General features: G+C 55.7%; 24 protein-coding genes. 23 read left to right on the top strand and 1 reads right to left on the bottom strand.

The genetic code is table 11. The features are described from left to right. Nucleotides 1-2 precede the first annotated feature (2 nt). From era to B5F80_RS03910, 6 genes are all read left to right on the top strand, one after another. The gene (era, locus tag B5F80_RS03935; protein ID WP_087477518.1) at nt 3-905 is read left to right on the top strand and encodes a GTPase Era; all 903 of its coding nucleotides are present in this window, start codon (nt 3-5) and stop codon (nt 903-905) included. A gap of 12 nt (nt 906-917) precedes the next feature. Beyond that, nucleotides 918-2,258, top strand: a complete 1,341-nt coding sequence (locus B5F80_RS03930) for a hemolysin family protein (RefSeq protein WP_087477517.1) — start codon at nt 918-920, stop codon at nt 2,256-2,258. Then, a complete protein-coding gene (locus B5F80_RS03925) occupies nt 2,245-2,973 on the top strand; it encodes a DNA repair protein RecO C-terminal domain-containing protein (RefSeq protein WP_087477516.1) in 729 nt (242 codons plus the stop codon). Before B5F80_RS03930 ends, B5F80_RS03925 begins: the two co-directional genes overlap by 14 nt. Nucleotides 2,974-3,100: 127 nt before the next feature. After that, nucleotides 3,101-4,438: an MATE family efflux transporter gene (locus tag B5F80_RS03920; protein ID WP_204246337.1), complete on the top strand. Its 1,338-nt coding sequence runs from the start codon at nt 3,101-3,103 to the stop codon at nt 4,436-4,438. Nucleotides 4,439-4,469: 31 nt separating this feature from the next. After that, on the top strand, nt 4,470-4,871 hold the full coding sequence (locus B5F80_RS03915) for a CGGC domain-containing protein (protein ID WP_087477515.1): 402 nt from the start codon (nt 4,470-4,472) through the stop codon (nt 4,869-4,871). A 302-nt stretch (nt 4,872-5,173) separates the two neighbouring features. Further along, complete coding sequence (locus B5F80_RS03910; protein ID WP_087477514.1) at nt 5,174-6,289, top strand: alanine racemase; 1,116 nt, start codon at nt 5,174-5,176, stop codon at nt 6,287-6,289. 76 nt (nt 6,290-6,365) lie between these two features. On the opposite strand, the gene B5F80_RS03905 is transcribed toward B5F80_RS03910, so the two are convergent. Beyond that, entirely contained in the window at nt 6,366-7,922 is a 1,557-nt protein-coding gene (locus B5F80_RS03905; RefSeq protein WP_087477513.1) for a nitrite/sulfite reductase, read from the bottom strand. A 250-nt stretch (nt 7,923-8,172) separates the two neighbouring features. On the opposite strand from B5F80_RS03905, the gene secA reads away from it, so the two are divergent. The 17 genes from secA (at nt 8,173) to B5F80_RS03825 (ending at nt 26,238) form a co-directional block, all read left to right on the top strand. Then, the gene (secA, locus tag B5F80_RS03900; protein ID WP_087477512.1) at nt 8,173-10,647 is read left to right on the top strand and encodes a preprotein translocase subunit SecA; all 2,475 of its coding nucleotides are present in this window, start codon (nt 8,173-8,175) and stop codon (nt 10,645-10,647) included. A gap of 87 nt (nt 10,648-10,734) precedes the next feature. Beyond that, nucleotides 10,735-11,872, top strand: a protein-coding gene (prfB, locus tag B5F80_RS03895; protein ID WP_239478010.1) for a peptide chain release factor 2 whose coding sequence is annotated in 2 segments (ribosomal slippage) — nt 10,735-10,806 and nt 10,808-11,872 — 1,137 coding nt in all. Because the reading frame shifts where the segments join, the coding sequence is not laid out codon by codon here. Further along, nucleotides 11,873-12,559, top strand: a complete 687-nt coding sequence (locus B5F80_RS03890) for an LmeA family phospholipid-binding protein (RefSeq protein WP_087477510.1) — start codon at nt 11,873-11,875, stop codon at nt 12,557-12,559. A gap of 13 nt (nt 12,560-12,572) precedes the next feature. Beyond that, nucleotides 12,573-14,630, top strand: coding sequence for a DUF5693 family protein (locus B5F80_RS03885; RefSeq protein ID WP_087477509.1), 2,058 nt, complete (start codon nt 12,573-12,575; stop codon nt 14,628-14,630). Continuing rightward, the gene (csaB, locus tag B5F80_RS03880) at nt 14,623-15,759 is read left to right on the top strand and encodes a polysaccharide pyruvyl transferase CsaB (protein WP_087477508.1); all 1,137 of its coding nucleotides are present in this window, start codon (nt 14,623-14,625) and stop codon (nt 15,757-15,759) included. Before B5F80_RS03885 ends, csaB begins: the two co-directional genes overlap by 8 nt. 38 nt (nt 15,760-15,797) lie before the next feature. Beyond that, nucleotides 15,798-16,484 (top strand): cell division ATP-binding protein FtsE, encoded by a 687-nt coding sequence (gene ftsE / locus B5F80_RS03875; RefSeq protein WP_087477507.1) that lies wholly within the window; start codon nt 15,798-15,800, stop codon nt 16,482-16,484. Continuing rightward, on the top strand, nt 16,474-17,361 hold the full coding sequence (ftsX, locus tag B5F80_RS03870) for a permease-like cell division protein FtsX (RefSeq protein ID WP_087477506.1): 888 nt from the start codon (nt 16,474-16,476) through the stop codon (nt 17,359-17,361). The genes ftsE and ftsX overlap by 11 nt, the downstream gene beginning before the upstream one ends. Before the next feature lie 3 nt (nt 17,362-17,364). Beyond that, a complete protein-coding gene (locus tag B5F80_RS03865) occupies nt 17,365-18,558 on the top strand; it encodes a M23 family metallopeptidase (protein ID WP_087477505.1) in 1,194 nt (397 codons plus the stop codon). Nucleotides 18,559-18,570: 12 nt separating this feature from the next. After that, nucleotides 18,571-19,725, top strand: coding sequence for a S41 family peptidase (locus tag B5F80_RS03860; protein WP_087477504.1), 1,155 nt, complete (start codon nt 18,571-18,573; stop codon nt 19,723-19,725). A gap of 181 nt (nt 19,726-19,906) precedes the next feature. Beyond that, the gene (obgE, locus tag B5F80_RS03855; protein WP_087477503.1) at nt 19,907-21,178 is read left to right on the top strand and encodes a GTPase ObgE; all 1,272 of its coding nucleotides are present in this window, start codon (nt 19,907-19,909) and stop codon (nt 21,176-21,178) included. Nucleotides 21,179-21,192: 14 nt separating this feature from the next. Continuing rightward, entirely contained in the window at nt 21,193-21,486 is a 294-nt protein-coding gene (locus B5F80_RS03850; RefSeq protein ID WP_087477502.1) for a YhbY family RNA-binding protein, read from the top strand. 12 nt (nt 21,487-21,498) lie between these two features. Further along, nucleotides 21,499-22,629, top strand: coding sequence for a glutamate 5-kinase (gene proB, locus B5F80_RS03845; RefSeq protein ID WP_087477501.1), 1,131 nt, complete (start codon nt 21,499-21,501; stop codon nt 22,627-22,629). Between the two features lie 12 nt (nt 22,630-22,641). Next, nucleotides 22,642-23,889, top strand: coding sequence for a glutamate-5-semialdehyde dehydrogenase (locus B5F80_RS03840; protein WP_087477500.1), 1,248 nt, complete (start codon nt 22,642-22,644; stop codon nt 23,887-23,889). Then, complete coding sequence (locus B5F80_RS11340; protein ID WP_162860315.1) at nt 23,889-24,050, top strand: hypothetical protein; 162 nt, start codon at nt 23,889-23,891, stop codon at nt 24,048-24,050. The genes B5F80_RS03840 and B5F80_RS11340 overlap by 1 nt, the downstream gene beginning before the upstream one ends. Continuing rightward, nucleotides 24,037-24,678: a nicotinate-nucleotide adenylyltransferase gene (gene nadD, locus B5F80_RS03835; protein WP_087477499.1), complete on the top strand. Its 642-nt coding sequence runs from the start codon at nt 24,037-24,039 to the stop codon at nt 24,676-24,678. Before B5F80_RS11340 ends, nadD begins: the two co-directional genes overlap by 14 nt. Further along, nucleotides 24,636-25,238: a bis(5'-nucleosyl)-tetraphosphatase (symmetrical) YqeK gene (gene yqeK, locus B5F80_RS03830; protein ID WP_087477498.1), complete on the top strand. Its 603-nt coding sequence runs from the start codon at nt 24,636-24,638 to the stop codon at nt 25,236-25,238. The genes nadD and yqeK overlap by 43 nt, the downstream gene beginning before the upstream one ends. Continuing rightward, nucleotides 25,231-26,238: an LCP family protein gene (locus tag B5F80_RS03825; protein WP_239386299.1), complete on the top strand. Its 1,008-nt coding sequence runs from the start codon at nt 25,231-25,233 to the stop codon at nt 26,236-26,238. The genes yqeK and B5F80_RS03825 overlap by 8 nt, the downstream gene beginning before the upstream one ends. Nucleotides 26,239-26,249 lie beyond the last annotated feature (11 nt).

Raw genomic sequence — 26,249 nt, 5'->3', positions numbered from 1 at the left:
ATATGGAAGAAAAAACTACGTTTAAATCGGGATTCGTCGCCGTCGTAGGTCGACCGAACGTCGGCAAGTCGACGCTCATCAACCGCATCATCAAGCAGAAGGTATCTATCGTGTCCGATAAGGCTCAGACGACACGCAACCGCATTTTGTGCATTCACACTGACGAAGACTGCCAGATCGTGTTTCTCGACACGCCGGGTATTCACAAGCCGAAGCACAAGCTGGGACAGTTCATGGACGAAGCGGCCTACCAGTCCCTCAAGGACATCGACGCCGTGCTGTTTCTCATTTCGGGCAACGAAAAGAAGGGCCCCGGCGACATGTTCGTCCTCGACAAGGTCAAGGACGCCGGCGTTCCCGTATTCCTCATCATCAACAAGGTCGATTTGATGAGCAAGGAAGAGATTTTCCAAAAAATTACGGAATACAACGCCCTGTATCCCTTTGAACAGATTATCCCCATATCGGCCCTGAACGGCGACAACGTGGACGCCGTACTGGACGAGCTGAAAAAGATACTGCAGGAAGGGCCGAAGTATTTCCCCGACGACATGATTACGGACCAGCCTGAACGGCTTCTCGTCGCGGAAATCGTCCGGGAAAAGCTGTTCCGCTGCACGCGCGACGAAGTGCCCCACGCCATCGCCGCCTACGTGGAAGAGATGAAGCCCCGCGGCAGAAACAAGGTGTACATCCGCCTGACGATTTACGTCGAACGGGATTCGCAGAAGCGCATCGTCATCGGCAAGAACGGCTCGGTTTTGAAGGAAGTGGGCGAGCAGGCTCGCCGGGAAATCGAAAACCTGCTGGGGTCGTCCGTATTTTTGGATATTTGGGTTAAAGTAAAGCACGACTGGCGCAACAAGGCGTCGGCCCTCAGCGAGTTAGGCTATAAGAACGAATAGGAGAGATGACTTATTGAACCGCAACTATTGCTGGAATGTTTTGTGATTTACTGCGTATGCGTCCTTTGCAGCGCCGTCTGCGTTACGGGGAAGTTTGCCTTCGCTCAGCTGCGCCGCGAATACATCGAAGAATTGGTGGAAGACGGCGACGAGAGCGCCAAGCCCCTGCTCAAGCTGTACGATAACCCGACCTTGTTTTTAGGCACGGCCCAGCTGGGCATGGCCCTCTTCGGCCTTGTCGGCGGCGCGACGATCTATTTCGCCTTGTATAACGGATATGGCCAGTTTGTGCAGTACGCCGGCGAAGCGTGGATTGTCTGGGCGGCCTACGCCGTCGTCTGCGTCGTCCTGTGCGGCATCGCCTGGGTATTTGGCGAGCTCATTCCCAAATCCATCGGCCTGCAGCGGGCAGAACGGAGCCTGAAAACGATCCGGCCGCTGATACAGCCGTGGAGCCGGCTGCTTTACCCGCTCATCTGCCTGGGCAACTGGCTGGGCAAGGCCATTCTCCGCGGCCGCGATCTCGAGGTGACCAATGAAATCGACATGGCCCACTCGGAAGATGAAATCCGCATGCTTGTCACGGCCAGCCACAAGGAAGGGAAGATCGACCAGGTAGAAAGCGAGCTCATCGGCAACGTCTTTGATTTTGCCGACCGGCTGGCCCGGGAAATCATGATTCCCCGGCAAAATATCGTCTGCCTGTACCTGGAAGATACGATGAGCCAGCACATCGCGACGATACGCCAGTCCCGCCATACGCGGTATCCCTTGTGCGAAGAAGACAAGGACCATATTTTAGGGCTGATACACATCAAGGATTTGATGGATTTGTACATGCACAAGCAGACCAACCTCCGCCAAATCAAGCGGCCTATCCTGATGGTTCCGGAAATCATGCCGGCGTCTAAGCTCCTGCAGCTCATGCGGGCCCGGCGGACCTATCTGGCTATGGTCGTCGACGAATACGGCAGTACCGTCGGCCTCATCGGGCTGGAAGATATCTTGGAAGAGCTGGTCGGCAATATTAAGAACGAGCACAGCATGGAAAAAGAAGAAATCCAGCCTTTGGCAAACGGTGCCTATGAGTTTGCCGGCACCGTATTGCTGGAGGACGTAGAAGAGCTGCTTCACATACCTGTCGAAGAAGACGTCGATACGGATACCATCGGCGGCTATGTGTTCAACGTGCTGGGCCATACACCTGTCGTCAAGGAAGAGGCCATTATCGGGACCTATCGCTTTGTCGTATTGGAAATGCAGCGGTTCCGCATTGCCCGCCTCAAGGCCATGCCCATACCGCCGGAAGAATTGCCGCCGCCAGAGGGGGAAGGGGAGCATGATAAGGAGTAACCATATATTCCGCCCGGTCCGGCCGTACGACGGACTAATCCTTCAAGTTCAGAAGCGGGGAAAGCAGCGGATCTTGTCTGTCTTTACCCGGCAGGAAGGGCTGCTGCGGCTGTTTGTATCCGAGCGGAGCCGCGGCCGCAGCGGCTCCGGGGCTTTTATGCCTTTGGGGGAGATTACCTTTGATGCGGCCGAGCAAGGCGATATCCTATCCCTGCGGGAATACGAATGCCGGGGAAACGAGGCCATGATGAACCTGACGTGGGATCACTACGTGTATTCGCAGATCTTCGTCGAAATGGTCCTGCACCTCATACCGTACCGGCAGGTCGACGGCGGCGTGTACGGCCTGCTCCTGCGCTACAGCCGCCTGTTGGCGGCCAAGGACCCGCGGGTCCTGACGATTATCGCCGGCTGGCAGCTGGCCGGACTGGCTGGGTTTTATCCCGATGTCGATACGGTGCGCGTGTTTTCGTCTCCCTATGGTCAGGAGGGCTATTACTTCGGCGACGAAGGACTGGCGGACATGCAGGAAGAGAAGCTGACGCCGGAGATCCGGCAGCTTTGGAAGCGCCTGCTGCAATACCGCTGGGAGCGGGAGGAGACGCTGCGCTTCAGCGCGAAGGGCTTAGCGGCACTGGAACGGCTGCTGTACAGCTACGTCGAGCAATGCAGTGAAAAAAAGCTGCAATCGTTAGTATTGCTGGCGCGTCCGTAAGAACGGTGAGAAAGAATACTCTTTCGACGCCGTTCTTTTTGTTTTTCTTGTCTTTTAGCCGGCCTATGGTATAATAAGGCTATTATTTTTTTTTGCGCCTATCATGGCGAAAGATAAAGGAGGGCATATGGTCAAAAATATGACGGCAGGCAGCCCCATACGCCTGATCTTGTCTTTTACCGTTCCCCTGCTGATTGGGAACGTATTTCAGCAATTTTATAATATTGCCGACATCATCATCGTCGGACGGACCATCGGCGTCCATGCCCTGGCGGCAGTCGGAGCGTCGGGACCGTTGTTTATGGCCCTGCTGGGCCTGACTATCGGCCTGACGTCGGGATTTTCCGTCGTTACGGGGCAGCGCTTCGGGGCAAACGACGACGAAGGCGTGCGCCGTTCCGTCGCCATGTCGGCTATGCTGGCCGTCGGATTGACGGTCTTGCTGACGACGATTGCGGCCTGGCAGATGCCTCTGCTCATGGAGCTCATGAATATTTCCGACGAGCTCTACGCCGATTCGTACAGTTATATCATCATCATTACGTACGGCATCGTCGCCATGATGATGTACAATCTCCTGGCTTGTATCTGCCGGGCCTTAGGCGACAGCCGTACGCCCTTGTATTTTCTCATCTTGTCGTCTGTCCTGAACGTCGTTCTGGCTCTGGTATTTATCATGCAGTTCGGCTGGGGCGTGCCCGGTTCGGCTATCGCCTTGGTCATTGCTCAGGGTGTGTCGGCCTTGCTGTGCTTCTGTTATATGCGCCGCCGCTTCCCCATGCTGCGACTGCGCCGCGGCGACTGGGCCTTCGACAGGGAATTTGCTTGGCAGCACCTGCGCCTGGGCCTGCCCATGGCCATGCAGTTCATGATTATTTCCCTGGGAATTTTAGCGATTCAGTCGGTCTGCAATACCTTTGGCCCCGAAACCATTGCGGGCTTCGTTTCGGCGACGCGGATTGAACAGCTGGCGCTGCAGCCTATGATTTCCTTCGGTATCGCCATGGCCGTCTACTCGGCGCAGAATTACGGCGCTCAGAAATACGACCGCATCCGCAAGGGCGTCCGCCAGTGTTCCCTCGTGTCGCTGGGCTTCTGCCTGTTTGCCATTGGGGCCATGCTGTTTTACGGGCAGGAGCTGATTTCCGTCTTTACGGCAGAGCACGACGACCTGCTCCTGCAGCAGGCCATGCTGTACTTGCACACGTCTGTGCCCTTTTATATTTTTCTCGGGCAGATCTTTGTCTACCGTAACGCCTTGCAGGGCATGGGGATTTCCAGCGTGCCGCTCATCAGCAGCATCATCGAGCTGGTGTTCCGCGGCTTGTCGGCCTTCGTCTTGGCCGGTATGTGGGGATTTTTCGGCATCTGCTGCGCCAGCCCGATCTGCTGGGTCGCGGCCTGCCTGTTTACGGCGGGAAGCTATTTCTACGTGCAGCATACGATGCGAAATCTCAGAAGGTAGTTGTGTAGTTGTTTTATGAGGAGGAATGGATATGAGCAAGCTCGTCGTCGTCATTCAATGTCATTTGGTCATGAACCGCTGCAGCGGCTATCCCTGCATGGATGCATTTTACAAGCGAGAAGGCGCTTTTGCGTCCTATGAAGAAGACGTCCGCTACATGCCTGTTACCTGCGGCGGCTGCTGCGGCGCCGAAGTAGCGGCCAAGCTGGAAAACCTGACGAAGCATTTAAAGCGCCGCGGCGAACGAAAGGAAGACGTCGTCATCCATTTCGCTTCGTGCGTCTGTTCCGATAACTCCCATCGGCCGCCTTGCCCCCATTTGGATTACATGCGGCAAATCGCAGAGCGCAAAGGCTATTCCGTCGTCCTGGGCTCGTATATATCGAACGCGGCGACGAAAAAGCGGGAAGCTGGGATTTATAAAACGTTTTAATATAGATAGAACAAAACAGAGCAGAGCAGCGGAAGATGCAATAGCAATGGCTGCTCTGTTTTTTTCTAGATACAATATATTTTTATTAAGTTTAATTTTATTTAATTAATAATTGACAAATGAAATTATATTTAATATAATCGGCTTAAATAAAATGTGCTTAAAAAATGACTAGGAAAAACTTGCCTTAGTGTAGAAGGGCTGTATTGACAGCACATTTACGGTTTAACAAAAAATAATTGATTACATTTTTTACTGTATTTGTACAAGAAGGATTTGTACAAGAAGGGAGATATGTGAATATGAAAATTGATCAAGTGTATACGCCGGCTATTTTGTTGAATTTGGATTATATGGAACATAACCTGAAGAAGTACGCTGACTTGGCTGCGGCGCATGGAAAGCAGATTTGGCCGATGGTCAAGACGCATAAGAGCACGGAACTGGCGTTATTGCAGCAGCAATATGGTTGCACGGGATTTTTGTGCGGCACGCTGGACGAAGCGGAAGCCTTGTGCGCCGCAGGCATCCAAAATATCATGTATGCCTATCCCGTAGCGACGAACGTGTCTATCGATCGGGTCATCGCCTTGTCGCAGAAGTGCAATTTTATCATCCGCATTGACGGGGAAGACGCGGCTAAGGCAATTCAGGAACAGGCGGCTAAACAGGGCGTTTCCGTGCAGTACACGATTATTGTAGACAGCGGCCTTCACCGCTTCGGTGTGGCTCCCGATAAGGTCGTTCCCTTGGCCGACGCGTTGAAAGCCTGCGACCATCTGGTATTTAAGGGGATTTCTACCCATCCGGGCCATGTATACGGCGCATGCAGCCATGAAGATCTGGCAGGCTATTGCGAAGATGAAGCCCGCAGCATGGCAGCGGCGGCAGAAGCGCTGAAAAAGGCAGGCTATACTGTGGATATCATTTCCAGCGGTTCTACGCCTACCTTTGCCCAGAATATTGCCGACGAGCACATCTCCATCTATCATCCGGGCAACTACATCTTCAACGATACGATTCAGTTGTCTACGCAGACCGCTTCGGAAGAAGAATGCGCGCTGTACGTACTGGCATCTGTCGTGTCCCATCCGTCGGAAGACTTGTTTATCTGCGATGCCGGCACGAAATGCCTGGGGCTCGATCAGGGAGCCCACGGCAATACGTCTATCGTAGGGTACGGCACGGTCAAGGGCCATCCGGAGTTATGCGTAGACGGGCTGTCAGAAGAAGTAGGGAAAATTCACGTCAATGGAAAAACTGATTTGAAGGTCGGCGATAAGATCTGCATCATTCCGAATCACTCCTGCTCGACGGCGAACTTTACCAATTACTTCATCGGCGTCCGCGGCGATGAGGTAGAACGGCTCGTCGAAGTGGATATCCGCAGCAACGCGACGAAAAAGAATGTAAAATAATCATGCCGAAGGCAATATAAAGAAGCCGGGAGAGCCCATTCGTTTGGGTTCTCCCGGCTTTTGCCGTTTAGATATGTTATTCGAAGGAAGAAACCAGCGACGCAAACTCATCGGTATGGGCTCCGTACCATTCGTCAAAGGTTTGCCCCTTGGTTTTCAGCGTTTCGGCCAAGGCCGTCAGGAAGGCAGGGATGTTGTCTTCCGTAATGACGCCGATTTGCGTGCCGAAGCGTTCCTGCGTCGGCGTCGCATAGGTGCCGCCGGCAAAGACCGTAAAGGCCGGCTTCATATCGCCGTCCACTTTTTTAACTGCGCCGCGCAGGCCGATGGCGCCGATCTGTTGGGCCGCGCACGACGAGGGACAGCCGGAAATATGCAGCTTGGGCAGGTACGACGTGTCGACGCCGCTGCCGCGCAGGGCCTTGACTGTGCGCAGCCACATGCCGTGGGAATCGCGCAGGCCTTGCTGGCAGATGGCCGCGCCGATGCAGCAGACCGATTTTTCAAAGGTATTTTTCGCCGTGTCCTCTTCGGTGATGGCGGCGAAGGCGATGGCTTCTTCCGCGGTCAGGTTGACGGCGTAGAGCGATTCGTCCGTGTTCAGGCGGAGTTCTGCATCTTCAACGTCAGACAAGAACTGCAGGGCCTTCTTGAATACGGTCATGTCCGGCGTGCCGCCGAGGGGATGATATTCTACGTAGTAGAGGTTATCCTGCTTCTGGCTGTGGATGCGGGCGATGTTCGGCTTGGCCGAGGACGGCGCCTTCTTGGCTACGACGTATTCCTGAGGAATAAAGGAGAGGTCTTTTTCCTGCGATTTTTCCAGGAAGGTCTGGAAGGTCTTGCAGAATTCTTCGTCGCCGAGATTGACTGGCATGAAGCGGGAACGGGCTCTGGCTCTGTTCTTATAGTCGCCGTGGGCCATGAACATTTGGGCGAAGGCGTCGATATAATACAAAATTTTTGTCGGCGCGACGTCTTCGCCTACTTTGACGCCCAGGCGGGGATTGGCGGCCCCCAGGCCGCCGGCAGCATAGACGTCGAAGGTACCGTTTTTCTTGGCTAAGAAGCCCAAATCCTTGAAGGTGGCGTGGCTTTCGTTGTCCGTGCCGTTGGAAAAGGCGATTTTATATTTCCGCGGCAGGTGCAGTTCCGGAATGATAGTGAGGACGTACGAGGCTGCTGCGTCGACGTAGGGCGATACGTCGAAGAATTCCTTCGGGTCTACGCCGCGGAGCGGGCTGGCCGTGATGTTGCGGGGGTTGTCGCCGCCGCCTCCGATACAGTAAATGCCGTGCTCCAGGCATTCCTTATATAAGGATAAAATAGATGGGCCGTCCATCTTGTGATACTGAATGGCCTGGGCTGTCGTGAAATGAGCCAGCTGCACGTGATACGTATCGATGGCCCGGGCTAAAAAGGCAATCTGGTCCTTTGTAACGCGGCCGCCGGAGAACCGCATGCGCAGCATGCCGCTGTTGCCGCCCCGTTCGGCGTAGCTGCCGTATTTTCCGGAAATGCCCTTATATTGGCCTGCCGGAAGTTCCTGGCGGAAAAAAGCCTGACAGGCGTCTTCAAATTCGGGATATCTGTCTTGAAAGGTCTTTTTTGTTTCTTCAGAGATGGTTATCATATATGCCCTTCTTTCTAAGAGATAACTAGTCATATCCACATAAAATCGATGCAGGTGATATGGGTACACCTATATTGTACCAGAAAATCATGTATAGAATAAGTAAAAAATGTAAAAAGATGAGGCGCAGAGGGAACGATGAGAGGGGGAAAGGGCAGAATGTATTGTCATTTAGGGCCTGGTTTGATAAAATATACAATTGAATATAAATATGTATCAATAACTTAGTTGCAATTGGAGGGCTTATTACGTGTTTAATAAAATAATGCAGAGACTGCTCGGCAATAATACCGAACGCGAATTAAAGAAGATGTGGCCTATCGTCCATCATATTAACGATTTAGAACCGAAGCTTACGGCCTTGAGCGATTCTTCGCTGCAGGAGAAGACCTTTGAATTCAAGCGCCGCCTGGCCGAAGGGGAAACGCTGGACGATATTCTGCCTGAAGCCTTTGCCGTCGTGCGCGAAGCGTCGCGCCGCGTCCTCGGCATGCGCCATTTTGACGTGCAGCTTTTGGGCGGCATTGTCCTGCACCGCGGCGACATTGCAGAAATGCGTACGGGCGAAGGCAAGACCCTCGTCGCAACGCTGCCCGTCTACTTAAACGCCCTGACCGGCAAAGGCGTCCACGTCGTCACGGTCAACGACTATTTGGCCACACGCGACAGCGAAGAAATGGGTCAGATTTATAAGTTCCTGGGATTGTCCGTCGGCCTTATCGTCCACGACCTGACGTATGAACAGCGCCGCCGCGCCTATAATTCCGATATTACGTACGGCACGAATAACGAATTCGGCTTCGACTACCTGCGCGACAACATGGTCATCAGCAAGGACCAGATGGTACAGCGTCCCCTGAACTACTGCATCGTCGACGAAGTGGACTCCATCCTCATCGACGAAGCCCGTACGCCGCTTATTATTTCCGGACCGGGAGAAAAATCGACGGACTTGTACTATACGCTGGCTCACATCGTCAAGACCTTTGAAAAAGAAGACTACACGATGGACGAAAAGCAAAAGACCATCGCGCCGACGGAAAGCGGCGTCGCCAAGGTCGAAAAGATGCTGGGCATTAAGAATATGTTCGACAACGACCACCTCGATTTGAACCACTTGGTCATTCAGGCCCTGCGGGCCCGCTTCATGATGCACCGCGATAAGGATTATGTCGTCAAAGACGGCGAAATCGTCATCGTCGACGAATTTACGGGCCGCCTCATGTTCGGCCGCCGCTACAGCGACGGGCTCCACCAGTCCATCGAAGCGAAAGAAAACGTCAAGGTTCAGGGCGAAAGCAAGACCTTGGCGACGATTACCTTCCAGAACTACTTCCGCATGTACGATAAGCTGGCCGGCATGACCGGTACGGCTAAGACGGAAGAAGACGAATTCAATAAGATTTACAAGCTGGATGTCTACGTTATTCCGACGAACAAGCCGGCTATCCGCAAGGACCTGCCCGACGTCATCTACAAGACGAAGCACGCCAAATACCGGGCCGTCGTCCGGGAAGTCAAAAAGCGCCACGAAACGGGCCAGCCGATCCTCGTCGGCACGACGTCTATCAGCCAGTCGGAAATCATCAGCCAGCTTCTGAAAAAAGAAAACATCGTCCACAATGTGCTGAACGCCAAGTATCATGAAAAAGAAGCGGAAATTATCAAGGACGCCGGCCAGATGAACATGGTCACCATTGCGACCAACATGGCTGGCCGCGGCACGGACATCAAGCTCGGCAAGGGTGTAGCCGAGCTGGGCGGCCTGATGATCATTGGTACGGAACGGCACGAAAGCCGCCGCATCGACAACCAGCTCCGGGGCCGCGCAGGCCGTCAGGGCGACCCGGGCACGACGCAGTTCTTCCTGTCTCTGGAAGACGACCTCATGCGTATTTTCGGCTCGGAAAACATTTCTAAATTCATGGACAAGCTGGGCATGGACGAAGACGAACCGATTACCCATTCCATGATTACCCGCTCCATTGAAAAGGCTCAGAAAAAGGTCGAAAGCCACAACTTTGAAATCCGTAAGTACGTCCTCGAATACGACGACGTCATGAATCAGCAGCGTGAGGTCCTGTACGGGCAGCGCCGCAAGGTCCTCGTCGCCGAATCGCTGCGGGACACGATCTTGGGCATGGTCGATGATATTATTCTCGACGGTCTGGACCGGTATGCCGACGAAAAGCTCTATCCGGAAGAATGGGATTTTGCCGGCCTCCTGGCTCAGATGGAACAGTACTTCGTGCCCAAGGGAACTGTAACGGTAGAAGAACTGGAAAACCTCAGCCGCATCGAAGTACAGGAAAAGCTCAAGGACATTGCCGTCGCCTTGTACGACGAACGGGAAAAGGAAATCAGCGCCGAAACGATGCGCGAGCTGGAAAAAGCCATTATGCTCCGCGTCGTCGACAGCAAGTGGATGGATCACCTCGATGCCATGGACGCCTTGAAGGAAGGCATCAACCTGCGGGCGTACGGCCAGAAGAATCCTCTGGTCGAATACAAATTCGAAGCCTATGAAATGTTTGAAGAAATGATCGATTCCATCAAGCGGACGGTCATTACCTTCCTCTATCACATTCAGGTAACGTACAGCAAGCCCGTTCCCAAGGCGGAAGACCGGCTCCAGGGCGCGACGGAAGTGCACGAAGAAAGCAAGCCCGTCAGCCGCGAGGATATCGAACGGGAAGAACAGAGAAAGCAACAGCAGCAGGACTAAGGCTGAAATGCAGAAAAAGAAAGTAAATTCTCTGTAAAAAAGAGAATGCCTGTGATATAATCGGTAATTAATGTTGATATATGAAAGATGGTGATACTTGTGCTATTAGAAGAATTGCGTAAGCCTTTGGAAGATTTGCAGAATAGAATACAAGAAATCGGGGATTCACTTTAGCTTACCTCGAAAAGAAGAACGAATTATGAATCTGGATATGCAGATGAGCGATCCGGACTTTTGGAATGACCCGGAAAAGGCCAAGGCTATTTCCCAGGAAGCGACGCAGCTGAAAGCCGAAGTCGAAGGCCATAAAGAGCTGGTGCAGCGGGTGCAGGATGCCTGCGACTACCTGGAGCTGGCTATGGAAGAAGGCGATGCCGATTTGGCTGGCGAAATCGAAAAGCAGTATAAGGAACTGGTAAAAGACGTAGAAAAGAGGGAAATCCTCCTGCTTCTTTCCGATGAATACGATACGTGCAACGCCATCGTCACCTTCCACGCCGGCGCCGGCGGCACCGAAGCCCAGGACTGGGCGCAGATGCTCATCCGCATGTACATGCGCTGGGCCGAGCGCAACGGCTACCGCATCAACGTCATGGATATGCAGCCCGGCGACGAAGCGGGCATCAAGAGCGCAGCCTTTACGATTGAAGGCGAATATGCCTACGGGTATTTGAAGTCGGAAAAAGGGGTGCACCGCCTGGTCCGCATTTCCCCCTTCGACGCGGCGGCGCGCCGCCATACGTCCTTTACGGCCGTAGACGTCATGCCCGAGCTGCCTGACGACGTAGACGTAGAAATCAATATGGACGACGTCCGCGTCGACTACTTCCGCGCCTCCGGCGCCGGCGGCCAGCACGTCAACAAGACCAGCTCGGCCGTCCGCATGACCCATATGCCGACGGGCATCGTCGTCCAGTGCCAGAACGAACGGTCCCAGCTCCAGAACAAGGAAATGTGCTTGAAGTACCTGCGGGCCAAGCTCTTTGAATTGGAACGGGAAAAGCAGGAAAAACTGAAAGCCGAAATCGGCGGCGTCCATCAGGCCATCGAATGGGGGAGCCAGATACGCTCGTACGTATTCCATCCCTACAACTTGGTCAAGGACCACCGCACCGGCGTGGAAACGGGCAATATCCAGGCCGTTATGGACGGCGATTTAGATATCTTCATCGAAGGCTATCTGCAGCAGGAAAAGGATAAGAAGATTTCAAGACAGGATATATAAATGAAAAAGCTAATCACACTTTTGATCATCGCGGCGGCGGTTCTCGTCGGCGTCAACGCCTTCGGCCCGAAGACGGCGGAAGTGGCTCTTCATTACGCCTTGTCCCAGAAGATGGACCTCAAACCGGAAGACGTGCGCGTCGAGGCCTCGCCGGGCATGAAGGTGCTCCTCGGCGAGCTCGATGCGGTCAGCGTCCACGGCAAGGCCTTCCGCGTCGGCGGCCTGATGTTCGACAGCTTTGACTGCGACCTGCAGGGCGTGAAATTCAGCCCGATGGACGCCTTGCTGGACCAGCAGATGACCCTGGCTTCCGCCGCGCACGGCGAAATGTCGGCGTCCGTGAGCAGCAATGAGCTGCGCAATTTTTTAGTGGAAAAGGTAGACGGCCTGAAGGACGTGTCGGTCGTCTTTCTGGGCGATACGATTGAAGTCAGCGGCTCGGCCAAGCTGGGCGGCCTGCTGAACGCCCGGGCGGTTATTCACGGCCGCTTCGGCATGGATGAGAAAAAGCTCATGTTCATTCCCGACGACGTCACCGTCGAGGGCTTCGGCATGAAATACCGCGCCCGCGGTCTGGGCAGCGCCGAAGTGTACGATTTCAGCGAATTTCCCCTGGGAATCGTACCGGATAGCGTGATGATGCACGGCGACGTGCTGACTATACACGGCCAGACGGCCGCTCATTAAGTAAGGTGGAAACATGGAAAAACAACATCGCTACAGCAACATGCTGATGATTGCCGCCGTGCTCATCGGCCTCCTTTGCTCCATATACATGTGCGTCCAGCGCTACGCCGTGGAAGAACGGACGATGACGATCGAGCAGGCTATGGATTACGACGCCGTCGTCAGCATGGTCCGCAACGACGGCTATGACGTCGGCGAGGCGCTGGAAAAATTCCGGCAGGCCGGCATTACGAGCTTTACCATATACGACACGACGCTGAACAAGCTGACCCAGCGGGGCGACATATCGCTCATTACGCGGCTGGGCTTCCAGCTGTATTATCCGCAGCTGCAGATCGGCGATTTGTCTTATGATTATTACGTCGTCGGCCAGCCTAAGGACAAGGAAGACCCGTACTTCGACGAAATTGCGGCAGACCTGAAGACCCGCCTCGGCGCGGACAGCGTCAGCGTCATTGCCAATTCCCAATACCGCATCTTAGGCCTGCGCGGCTCCATGCCGGCGTTGGGTGATACGAATCTGGGAATCTTGTCGGCCGACGCCAAGGCCATTGCGGCCCGCGGGTTCCACGTCATCCTGCGGCCGACGAATTACAGCAACGTATCGAAAGAGCAGATTGATCAGTTTTTCCAGCGGGCCGCGGATATTCCCGACGTGTCGGGCATCATGTTCGTCGGCAAGGAAGTGCTGGGCTATACGCCGGACAAGGAGCAGCGCAAGGCGATGCTGGCTGTGACGGCGGAGCATATGAAGGCCCAGGGCCTGCCCTTTTACATGATCGAAGCGGCCAACCAGCTGCAGTACGACCGTCAGGACGGCATGTATGATTTGGCCGATCTCCTCGATTATCAAACGGTGCGTATCTACGCCATGTCTAAGGAAGAACTGGAAAAGATTACGCCGGAAGAAGCGGCCATGCGCTTTTACATCAGCGATTTGGAACGCAACGTCCGCGTCAATTTATATCCCCTGTATAAAAAGCCCCTTCACGGCATGAACCTGACGGAGACGAATCTGTCCTATATTCAGGAAACGTCCCGGAAATTGAAAGACCGGGGCTATGCGCTGGGCAGGGCCTCTATTATGGAAGGGTATTATCCCAACGCCCTGCTGCTGGCCGTGACGGCCGCGGCCGCGGCCTGCGGGTTTGTCTTCGTGCTGAACCTGTTCATTCCCTTATCGGAAAAGGTAAATTATATTCTCCTGGCGCTGGCAGTCGTCGGCGGAGCCGGGGGAACGGCTCTGTTTCATAGCGCCCTGTTCCTGCAGCTCATGGCTATCGGCTGTGCTGTCGCGTCGCCGACAGCGGCTATGCTCCTCCTGCTGGATTGGTGGAGAAAGAAGCCGATAGACGCGCCCCTGGGGTACGGACGAGTCGTCCGCGACGGCGCCGTCGGCCTGACCTGCGCCGTGGCCATCGCCATGATCGGCGGCTTGTATATTGCGGCCATGCTTGGCAATATCCGTTTCTTTATGGAATTTGATTTTTACCGCGGCGTCAAGCTGACCTTCATGCTGCCCATCCTATTGGTAGCCGCAGGCTATTTGCTCCGCTTCCCCCTGTGGGGCCGGACGATCGCCTCGCCGCAGGATTTTGCGGCTTTTGCGAAGGACTTCCTCAATATTCCCATCAAGATGGGGACGCTCATCCTGTTGGGCATGCTGGCTATGGTAGCTTTCATTTTCGTCGGGCGGAGCGGCCATACGGCAGGCGTTCCCGTGCCCGATTTTGAAGTAGCGCTGCGCCGGTTTCTGGAAAATGCCATGTACGCCCGTCCGCGGGAAAAGGAATTTCTCGTCGGCCATCCGGCCTTCTTCCTCATGGTCGCCGCCATGTACCGCAAATGGCCGCAGATACTGCACTTCCTGTTAGTGCTGGCTGCGACGATAGGCGTCGGCTCCATGGTCGAAACGTTCGCCCACATCCGCACGCCCTTCCTGATGTCCTTTATCCGGGGCATCGACGGCTGGCTGCTGGGCCTGCCCTTAGGCATCATTGGTGTCTGCGGCGTTGCCTTCCTCGAGTACATTACGAATTGGCTGGGAAAGCGGGTGAAGCCCCGTGAGTAAGGTCGTTATTTCCGGCTATTACGGATTTGCCAACGCCGGCGACGAGGCCATGCTGTCGGCTATTATCGGCTCCCTGCGGGACATCATGCCCCACGTGGAGATTACGGTCATTACGGGCAACTGCCAGATGACCCGGAAACATCACAACGTACATACAGTTCACCGCATGAACTTTTTCGCTATCGCAGCGGCTATTCGCCGCTGTGATATTCTTATTAGCGGCGGCGGCAGCCTGCTCCAGGACGTGACCAGCACTCGCAGCCTCTACTATTATCTGCTGGTCATGCGCATCGCTTTGTTTTTCCATAAGCCCGTCATGCTCTATGCCCAGGGCATAGGTCCCGTGCGGGGCGAAAAGGCCCGGCAGGCCGTGCGGCAGGTGCTGCAGCAGGCGACGGTTATCGGCGTCCGCGACAGCGAATCGAAGCGGGAGCTGGCGTCTTTAGGCGTGACGGCTCCGCCGGTTCACGTCACGGCCGACGCCGTCCTTTCCATGCATCCCGTCGATAAGAAAATCGGCTTTTACTTGCTGAAAAAAGCCGGCGTCACAGGCATCCGGACCCGCGTCGGCGTCGCTGTACGCGACTGGCAGGGGATGAGGGGGTATAAAGAAGAAATTGCCAAGGCCGCCGACGAGCTGCAGCGCCGTCTGGATGCCCGCATCATCTTCATTCCCATGCAGTATCCCGCCGACGTCAAGGCCGGCGAGGATATTGCCGCCATGATGGAAACGGAAGCCGTCGTCCTGCGGGAAGGCTATAATACGGTGGAATTCATGTCTCTCATCGGCTGCATGGACGCCGTCATCGCCAACCGCCTGCACGCCCTGGTGTTCGCCTCCCTCATGGAGGTGCCTGTGACGGCTATTTCCTACGATCCGAAGATAGACAGTTTTATCCAGCTCATCGGAGAGAAGCTCTGCGGTACCGTCGAGACGGTTTCCGCCGGAGATCTTGTCGCCGACGTGACGAGGAAGCTGGCTGCCGGAGGCATTGCGCCGGACGTGAAGGCGCGGCTCAATCACCTGCGCCGCCAGTCGCTGCGCAACGCTTATTTGGCCCTGCGGATTATCGAAGGAAAGGACAGTTTGCGGGCTCGCCTGAAGAGCAGAAATACGGACGGCCGTTAGGGCCGCAGTTTGCACAGATACTTGGAAAGAGGTTTCCCATGATTGATTTCAAAGACGTATCAAAAGTATATGAAAATGGTTCCGTAGCCTTGAGCCATGTGTCGCTGCACATCGGCAAGGGCGAATTTGTATTTGTCGTCGGCGCCAGCGGCGCCGGCAAATCGACGTTTATCAAGATGCTGTCCCACGAAGAACTGCCCAGCCAGGGCTCGGTCTTCGTCGACGGGATAGAAGTCAATAAGCTGCCTAAGAGCCGCGTGCCTTATCTGCGGCGCAAAATGGGGATCGTCTTCCAGGATTTCCGCCTCCTGCCCAATAAGACGGCTGCGGAAAACGTGGCCTTTGCCATGGAAGTTATCGAATCGCCGCGCAAGGTCATTAAAGAGCGGGTGCGGACGGTCCTAGACTTGGTCGGCTTGCTGAGCAAGGCCGACGACCTGCCGCAGAATCTGAGCGGCGGCGAGCAGCAGCGCGTGGCTATCGCCCGGGCAATCGTAAACCGCCCCCTGCTGCTCATTGCCGACGAACCGACGGGCAACCTGGACCCGGACACGTCTAGGGACATTATGGAAACGTTTAAGAAAATCAACCATATGGGCACGACAGTCCTCATGGTTACTCATGATAAGCAGATGGTCGACTTGATGAACAAGCGGGTCATCGAAATCGTCGACGGCAAAGTAGTCCGCGACGAACAGAAGGGAGGATACGGCGATGAAGATTAGAACGATGCGCTACTTCGTGTCCGAAGCGGTCAAGTCTTTTTGGCGCAACAGCTTCATGACCATCGCGTCCATTGCGACGGTCGCCTTGTCCTTTTTCATCTTAGGTGTATTTACGATTATCGTCGCCAATTTGGATCACTTTGCAGAAAATCTGGAGAGCCAGGTGCAGATCAGCATCTATTTAAAGGACGACTTGACGACGGACCAGGTCATGAGCGTCGGCCGCCGGCTGAAAGCTCTGCCTGATGTCAAGGAACTCAGCTTTACCAATAAAGATCAGGCCATGGAAAAGCTGAAGGAACGGATGAAGGACCAGCCGGGCATCCTGAACGCTCTGGAAGGGAAGAACCCTCTGCCCAGCTCGTACGAGCTGACCTTCACCAATCCGGAAGCCGTTAAAAAGACGGCGGCTATTGTCGCCGAATATCCGGAAGTCGAAAGCTCCCATTACGGCCAGGAAATCATCGAGCAGCTGTTTCAGATTACGGCCGTCGTCCGCTGGGGCGGCATCGCCTTGATCATTCTCTTGACCTTTGCGACGCTGTTCATCATTTCCAATACGATTCGCCTGACCGTATTTGCCCGCCGCAAGGAAATCGGTATCATGAAATACGTCGGCGCGACGAACTGGTTTATCCGCTGGCCCTTCCTGCTGGAAGGCCTGTTCCTGGGCTTTATCGGCGGCGTCATCGCCGACCTGGCCCTGCTGCAGTTCTATGAATTCATTACGGTGACGATTCACCGTACTCTGGCGTTCCTGCCCATGGTCGGCATGTACCCCTTCATGTATCAAATGGGGGGCGTCCTCCTGCTCATCAGCATGGTCATCGGGGCTATCGGCAGTACGATTTCGTTGAAGCGGTATATGAAGGTGTAAGGTATGGTTACGTTTACGAAACAGAAAAAATACGTAGCTGCCATGGTCATATCGGCCTTGCTGAGCCCGTGCTTCGCGTCTTTCGCCGAAGACGAGGATTTGCAGAACCAGCTGGCCGACGTGCAGCAGCAGATGGCGGAACAGGAACAAAAGAAAAACGAAGCCGAAGCGGTCATCGGCAGCGTCTTTGAAAAGCTGCGGGTCATCCAGGAAAACCTCGACGCCGCCGAAGCGGAATACAAGTCGATTTCCGACCAGCTGGCCCAGACGGAAGCCAAAATCAGGGATACGGAAGCCCGGCTGGCGGCCGAACAGGCTAAGCTGGACAAGCGTCTCGACGTGTTCAGCGTCCGCATCCGCGATATTTATATGCACGGCCAGCTCAATTATCTCGACGTTATTCTGGGAGCCAAGGACTTCAATGACTTTGCCAACCGCGTCGAATTGCTGCGCCGGGTCGTCGCCGCCGACATGGAGCTGATTTCGTCCATTCGGGAACAGCGGGATATCATCCATCAGGCCCGGCAGGAACTGGAAGCGGAACGGCAGCATCAGGTACAGCTGAAGGCCGAAGCGGAACAGAAGAAGGCTGAAATTGAAGAACATAAGAAGGAACAGCAAGCTATTCTGTATCAGGCTGAAAACGATAAGGCCACGGCAGAAGCGGCTTACCGCGAATTGGAAGCGTCTTCAGCAGCCATCGGCGAAATGCTCCGCCAGCGCGCGGCCGAACGGGCGGCAGCGGCAGCGGCCGCGGCGGCCCAGCAGTCGTCGGGAGGAGGCGGATACACGAGCTATCAGCCCGTCAGCGGATCCGGCGCTATGATGTGGCCGGTCAACGGCGTCATTACGTCCGAATACGGCTACCGCGTCCATCCTATTTTCGGCTCGACTATTTATCACAGCGGCATGGATATCGGCGTCGATTACGGCACGCCCGTAGCGGCTGCCGACAGCGGCTACGTCGTGGAAGCCGGCTGGATCAGCGGCTACGGTTACGCCGTTATCATCGATCACGGCAACGGCCTGTCGACCTTGTACGGCCACAACGAATCCCTGGCCGTATCGGCCGGCCAGTCTGTCTCTAAAGGGCAGACCATCGCCTATGCCGGCTCGACGGGCAATTCGACGGGGCCGCACGTTCACTTTGAAGTGCGTTCCAACGGGGACCCTGTAGACCCCATGGCCTACTTATAAGGCGGCGCTGTGATGAAAGAGTCTATGAAGCGTTTTTTTCAGGAAGCAAAGCCCTTTTTCCAGTGGATTACGACGGTCGTCGCCTCAGTTCTTCTTCTGCTGGCCGCCTTGTCGTACGAACTGACAGGCGATTATATGGGAATTTTTAAATTCTTCCGCACCATTGCCGTCGTAGAGGACCATTATGCCGGCGACATCGACAAGAAGGCCCTGCTCGACGGGGCCATGAAGGGCGTCGTAGACACTCTGGGCGACAAGCATTCGACGTATTTGACCGGCGACGAATTCAAGATGTTTACGGAGCAGATGACTGGCTCCTATGCCGGCATCGGCGTGTACATCAGTAAGGCCGACGAAGGCGTGTTCATTGCCGGCGTCATCGACGGCAGCCCGGCCAGCGAGGCGGGACTGCAGCGGGGCGACGTCATCATGGCTATCGACGGCCAGCCGACGGCGGGAATGGAGCTGGAAGACGTATCCCTGTCCATCCGCGGCCCGGAAAATACGTCCGTCGTCCTGACGATCCGCCGCGACGGCGCCGACAGGGACATGACCTTGATACGCCGCAATATCCACATGCAGACGGCAGCCGGCGAGATGATCGAAGGGACGGATATCGGCTACGTCCGCATCGCCTTGTTCAGCGAGGACACGGGACGGGAATTTACCGAAGCCTATCAGTCCCTGCGGGCCCAGGGCATGAAAAAGATGATTCTCGACCTGCGCAATAATCCCGGCGGGCTAGTCGACCAGGCGACGCTGGTGGCCAGCAACTTCGTGCCGAAGAACAGCGTCGTCGTGTCCTATACGAGCAGCGACGGCCAGGAAGAGCAGTTCGTCGCCGACGGGACGGACGAGGTCATTCCCCTCGTCGTGCTGGTCAATGAAAATTCGGCCAGCGCGTCGGAAATCGTCGCCGGCGACGTGCAGGACTTGCAGCTGGGGCCCATCGTCGGCGTCCGCACCTTCGGCAAGGGAACCGTCCAGGGCGTCTATCCCGTTACGAAGGACGACGCCGTAAAGGTCACCGTAGCCAAGTATCGGACGACGAAGGGGCGGGAAGTCGAAGGCAAGGGCATCGAGCCCGACGTCGTCGTGCCCCTGCAGCCGAACGATCCCGTCGACTATCAGCTGGAAAAAGGGCTGGAACTATTGCAGAAGCCGTAAACGAATTGAATTTCTTGGGCAAAATGACTTTACAGACGAGCCGTTTTGCTTTAAAATTTGAACAGTACCGTTTTAAGTGTATATAGCAGGACAGATAGACAGGAGACATGGTATATGTATGCTGTGTCTCTTTCTGTATATAGCGTCCTTTTCAGACATTTCGTATTCAATGAGGTGAATTATGTTTATCGATAGAGCCAGAATTTTTGTGCAGTCCGGAAAAGGCGGCGACGGCATGAGCAGCTTCCGCCGCGAAAAATTTGTCCCCAAGGGCGGCCCTGACGGCGGCGACGGCGGCCACGGCGGCAACGTCGTCCTCGTAGCCGACCGCAACGTCAACACCCTCGTCGACTTCCGCTTCCGCCGCCTGTTCAAGGCCAAGCCCGGCGGCAAGGGCCAGGGAGCGAACTGCTACGGCCGCAACGCCGAAGACCTGCTCATTACGGTTCCTTTAGGCACGATCGTAAAAGACGAAGAATCGGGCCAGATCATCGCCGACCTGAGTCATGACGGCCAGCAGGCTGTCGTAGCCAAAGGCGGCCGCGGCGGCCGGGGCAACTGGCATTTCCGCTCCAGTTCCAACCGCACGCCGACCTTTGCCGAACGGGGCGAACCGGGAGAAGAACGGTGGCTCCGCCTGGAACTGAAGGTATTGGCTGACATCGGCCTGTTAGGCTATCCCAGCGTCGGCAAGTCGAGCATCCTGCGCAAGGTATCGGCAGCCCAGCCGGAAGTGGCGGCCTATCATTTTACGACGCTCAACCCCATTCTCGGCGTCGTCGACCTGAGCGATCACCGCAGCTTCGTCATGGCTGACATTCCCGGCCTCATTGAAGGAGCCAGCGAAGGCGTAGGCCTGGGCCACGATTTCCTCCGCCACATCGAGCGGACGAAGATACTGGTCCACGTCCTCGACGTGTCGGGCATGGAAGGCCGCGACCCCATTGAGGATTACGAAAAAATCAACGAAGAGCTGCGCAAATACAGCGAAAAGCTGTCGCGGAAAAAACAGATCATCGCGGCGAATAAAATCGACATGCTCGGCGATTCGGACAATCTGGAACGGCTGAAAGCTTACATGGACGAACGGGGACAGGAAGTATATCCCATCTGCGCCATGACCGGCGAAGGGCTGGAAGTCCTCCTCGAACGGCTGTGGGATTTGCTGGAAACGTACGTCGAAGAGCCGGAAGAAATCGCCGAAGAAGTCGTCTACAAGGCGCAGGACAAGCCGGATTTCGAAGTCAAGCGGGCTGACGACGGAGCCTTCGTCATTACAGGGCCCCGCATTGAAAACCTCGTAGCCATGACGAACTTCGACGACGACCAGTCCCTGCGCCGTTTCCAGCGCATCTGGCGCTACATGGAGCTGGATAAGCTGCTGAAGGAAAAGGGCATTTGCGACGGCAACACCGTCCGCATCTGCGAAATGGAATTTGAATATCACGAATAAAAGGAGCAACGAGAGTGAACAATAAAGATAAGAAGAAATTAAAAGCAATGGCCAGCCTCATGCCGTCGGTCGTGCAGATCGGCAAGGAAGGGCTGAGCGACGCCGTCATCGACAGCGCCAGGGCGGCCATTACGGCGCGGGAGCTCATCAAAGTCCACGTCCTGAACAACGCCAATCTGGACACGCGGGAAACGATGGAAGACCTGGCCGATATGCTGGGCGCCGAGCTGGTGCAGGTCATCGGCCACTACGGCGTATTGTTCAAGAAAAAAGACGAAAAATCGCACTTCGATTTTATTACGATGTAAGGTTGGGATAACATGGCCGGTAACCGGGAATTGCTGCAAAAGAAAAATCGCATTGTCGTCAAGGTAGGGTCGAGCACCCTGACCCATGAGACAGGGAAGCTCAACTACCACCGCATCGAGCGGCTGGCAATGGAAATCGCCGATTTGGCAAATCAGGGGAAGGAAATGGTCCTCGTGTCGTCAGGCGCCGTCAGCGCCGGCATGGGGCCGCTGGGGCTGTCGGCGCGGCCCAAGACGATCCGCAAAAAGCAGGCTGTCGCCGCCGTCGGGCAGGGCGTCCTCATGCACACCTATGAAAAGATGTTCCGCGAATACGGGCAGAACGTCGGTCAGGTACTGCTGACGCGCATGGACGCCCAGGACCGCAAGAAGTTCATGAATTCGCGCAATACCTTGCTGACGATGCTGCAGATGGGCGTCATCCCCATCATCAACGAAAACGATGTCGTAGCCATCGACGAGTTTAAAATCGGCGACAACGACACCTTGTCGGCTATGGTCAGCAATTTCATCGAAGCCGACTTGCTCATCATCCTCTCCGACGTGGACGGCCTGTATACGGCCAATCCGCAGACCCATCCCGAGGCCCGCATCATTCCCGTCGTGACGGAGGTAGACAAGCACGTTTACGATATTGCCGGCGGAGCCGGCTCGTCTATCGGCACGGGCGGCATGTACACGAAGATACAGGCCGCATCCATCGCCACCTCGTCGGGCGTCGACATGGTCATCGCCTCGGGCAGCGAAGACGGCGTCCTGCGCCGCATCTGCCAGGGCGAGGACGTCGGCACTTGGTTTACGGCCAAGGATTCGAACCTGCATACGAAAAAGCGTTGGCTCCTGTCGGGAGGCAAGGCCCGGGGCAGCCTTATCGTAGACGGCGGCTGCCGCAACGCCCTCGTCGAGCACGGCTCCAGCCTGCTGCCCGTAGGCATCGCTGCTGTAGAGGGTGAGTTCCACGAAGGAGACATCGTCAACGTCATGTACGAAGGCCTCGTCATTGCCAAGGGCATCGTCAACTACAACAGCGAAAGCGTCGAAGCCATCAAGCGCCATAAGACCGACGACATCACCAAGATTCTCGGCCACGAAGGCGTATATGAAGAAGTCATTCACCGCGACAACCTCGTCGTCATGCAGTGAGGAGGGATTGCTATGGAATCAGAAGTATTAGTCAAAGCCAGAGCGGCTAAGGCCGGGGCTCAGGAGCTGGCCCTGGTCGGTACGGATACGAAAAATAAAGCCTTGGCGTATTTAGCCGACGAGCTGGAACGGCAGGCCGCCTATATTATAGAAGCCAATCATCTTGATATTGCCGCGGCACGGAACAACGGCATGAGCGAAGCCATGCTGGATCGTTTGAAGCTGACCGAACAGCGGATTCACGATATGGCTGCCGGCGTGCGCCAGGTCATCGAGCTTCCCGACCCGGTCGGCCGCTGTCTGGCAGAATGGGACCGGCCCAACGGGCTGCACATCTGCAAGGTGACTGTGCCCTTGGGCGTCATCGCCATCATTTACGAATCGCGGCCCAACGTCACCGTCGACGCCGCGGCCCTGTGCATCAAGTCGGGCAACGCCTGCGTTCTCCGCGGCGGCAGCGAGGCCATTCATTCCAACACGGCTTTGGTCGCCGTTATTAAGGAGGCTCTCAAAGCGGCGGGCCTCAATCCCGACGTCGTAGGGCTGCTGGAAAATACAGATCGGGCCTTGGTAAAGGAACTGCTGACCCTGCGTCAGTACATCGACCTGGCCATTCCCCGCGGCGGCGCCGGCCTCATCCGCATGGTCGTCGAAACGGCGACGGTTCCCTGCGTCGAAACGGGAAGCGGCGTCTGCCACGTCTACGTCGACAAGGACGCCGACCTGGACATGGCCGTCCGCATCATCGAAAACGCCAAGGTGTCCCGGCCGTCTACGTGCAACGCCATGGAAACGCTGCTGGTTCATGAAAGCGTATTGGCCCCGCTGATGAAAAAGCTCGTGCCGGTCATGAAGCAGGACTGCGTCGAAATGCGCGGCGACGACTTGGCGCGCAGCGTCGACAGCGCCGTCCTCGCCGCAGAAGAAGTCGATTGGGAAACGGAATACAACGCCCTCGTCATGTCTATCCGGACCGTATCATCTCTGGACGAAGCGCTGGCTCACATCCGCCGCTACAGCACGCATCATTCTGAAGCCATTGTGACGGACAATCCGGAAACGGCTGAAGCTTTTCTGCGCAGCGTCGATTCGGCGGCAGTGTACGTCAACGCATCGACGCGGTTTACCGACGGCTTTGAATTCGGCTTCGGCGCAGAAATCGGCATCAGCACGCAGAAGCTGCACGTCCGCGGCCCCATGGGGCTGGAAGCCCTCGTATCTTATAAATACGTCGTCCGCGGTCAGGGCCAGATCCGGTAATGAAGCGTGTCGTACAGGCCTACATGCGGACGCTGCGGCAGTACCTGTCAGCGCCGAAGACTCGCTACGAATACAAGCACTACGCCATCTGGCTGTTGTTATACGGCCTGACGCTGGCGCTGGTGTGGGGAGGAATTTATCTGTACCATGGAAATCACTAGGCTGGGGATCATGGGGGGAACTTTTAATCCCATTCATCTGGGACACCTGATGATTGCCGAAGAAGCGCGGCAGACCTTTCATCTCGACAGGGTGTTGTTCATCCCTTCGTACATAACGCCCAATAAAAATATAGACGGCGCGACGGCGGAACAACGCCTGGCCATGACCAGGCTGGCGACGGCCGACAATCCCTATTTTGCCGTCAGCGATTTGGAAATACGCCGCAAGGGACGGTCGTACACCATTGATACGCTGCGGTTTTTAAAGGAATTTTACGGCCCGTCGTATATTTTGTATTTCATATCGGGAACCGATACGATACAGGATCTGCCGCAGTGGTACAAGCCGGAGGAAATCCTCTCGCTGTGCCAGTTTGTCGGCGCGACGCGGCCTGACGGCACGCAGTCCATCGGCCAGGTCGTCGAGCATTTCGGCGAGCTGGGAAAGCACATTTTAAAGCTGACCGTGCCGACTATGCAAATCTCTTCGACTGAACTGCGGCACCGTATACGCAGCGGACTGTCCGTCCGATACATGATGCCCAAAGTCGTTATAGAATATATCGAAAAACATGGAGTATATCAATGTACAGCGAAGAACTCAAGACAACCATTAAAGAACATTTAAAAGGGACGCTGAGCACGCACCGGTACCAGCACGTGCTGGGCGTGGCCCAGGCGGCGCGCCAGCTGGCCGAGAAGTACGGCGGCGATGCCGATCAGGCCGAGGTCGCCGGCCTGCTGCACGACGCGGCCAAGCAGATGGATCTGCCGGCTATGCAGAAGCTGGCCTGGCGTAGCTTCGGCAGCACCTTGCCCGATACGGTCGTATCTATCGGCAGCCTGCTCCACGGCTACGCGGCCGTGACCATAGCCCGGGAACAGTACGGCATCGACGACGCCGACCTTTTAGCGTCCCTGGCCCATCATACGACCGGGGCCGAGCATATGAGCCTCTTGGAAAAAATTATTTTTATGGCTGATTACATCGAGGTCAACCGCGATTTCGACGGCGTGGACAAGCTGCGCCGACTAGCTGCGGAAGACTTGGATAAAGCCGTGCTGGCCGGCTACGATTCGACCATATTCCATCTGCTGGAGCAGGGCAAGACGATTTACGTCGGCACGGTGACCAATCGGAATGCCCATATTTTATCGATGAAGAAGGATCGGACCCATCATGGATAAGAAGAAATGGTTTCACCGTCCGAAAAAAAAGCATACTATGCCGGGCGAACGGGAGCGGCGCAGAAAGCTGCTGCACCTGCTGGCGGGCATCGTCGCCGTTGCGGCCGTTCTGTTCTTGTCCGTGACGGCGTGGCGGCACTACCAGACGTCCCGGGCCGAACAGTTTCAGAACCGCCTCGACGCCGTGCAGAACGGTGCGTCAGGGTCCTTTGAGCAGATCAGCCCCGATACGCCCCTGTACGTACTGGTCATCGGCCGCGACGGCAACACGCCGCAGCAGGTCAACTTCGTCGGCCTGGCGGCAGTCAATAAGGAAAAGAAGCATATCGACTTCATTATGCTGCCGGACAATACGAAGATTGAAGGCCGCAAGGAAAAGGGGATTCAGGAGCTCCAGGACGTGTATACCGAAGGCGGCCGGACCCTCGTTCAGGCCGTCGTGGAAGACATGTTTCACATTCCCGTTCCTTTTTATGTCGAATTTTCCGAAGATACCTTCGTGAAGATGATCGACATGAGCGGCGGACTGCCCATGTATGTGGAAGAAAACATGTACCACGCCGACGAAACGGGCGCGACGGATATCAACCTGTTTCAAGGGTATCAGACCCTGACAGGGCAGGAAGCGGCGGGCTACATGCGCTACATCGACGAAGACGGCTACCTGTCGCGAACCCAGCGGCAGGAACGGCTGGTCAAGCTGTTTTACGCCGACCGGCAGCAGCACTTCGGTATTTCCAACATGCTGTTTTTATACCGCTTCTGGAACAACGTAGATTCGAATATTTCCGCAAAGGATATAGCGGCCCTGGCCTTCAGCTTCCGCCACGTGCCGGCTGAAGACATTCATTTTTATATTTTGCCCGGCGAAAATACCAACGACGGGGCGACAGGCGGCAAAACGCTGTGGAGCTACGACCCCGTAGAAGGGCAGAAAATCATCGGCGCGACGAACAACGCCATCGCGCCGGCGCCCGAACCGCCCAGCAACACGCCGTAAGGCAGAGTCAG

The sequence above is a fragment of the Megasphaera sp. An286 genome (genome assembly GCF_002163455.1).
In the GTDB taxonomy this organism is placed as follows: domain Bacteria; phylum Bacillota; class Negativicutes; order Veillonellales; family Megasphaeraceae; genus Megasphaera; species Megasphaera stantonii.
Note: the sequence above shows the minus strand (reverse complement) of the source record. Positions and strands in the feature narration are given on the sequence as shown.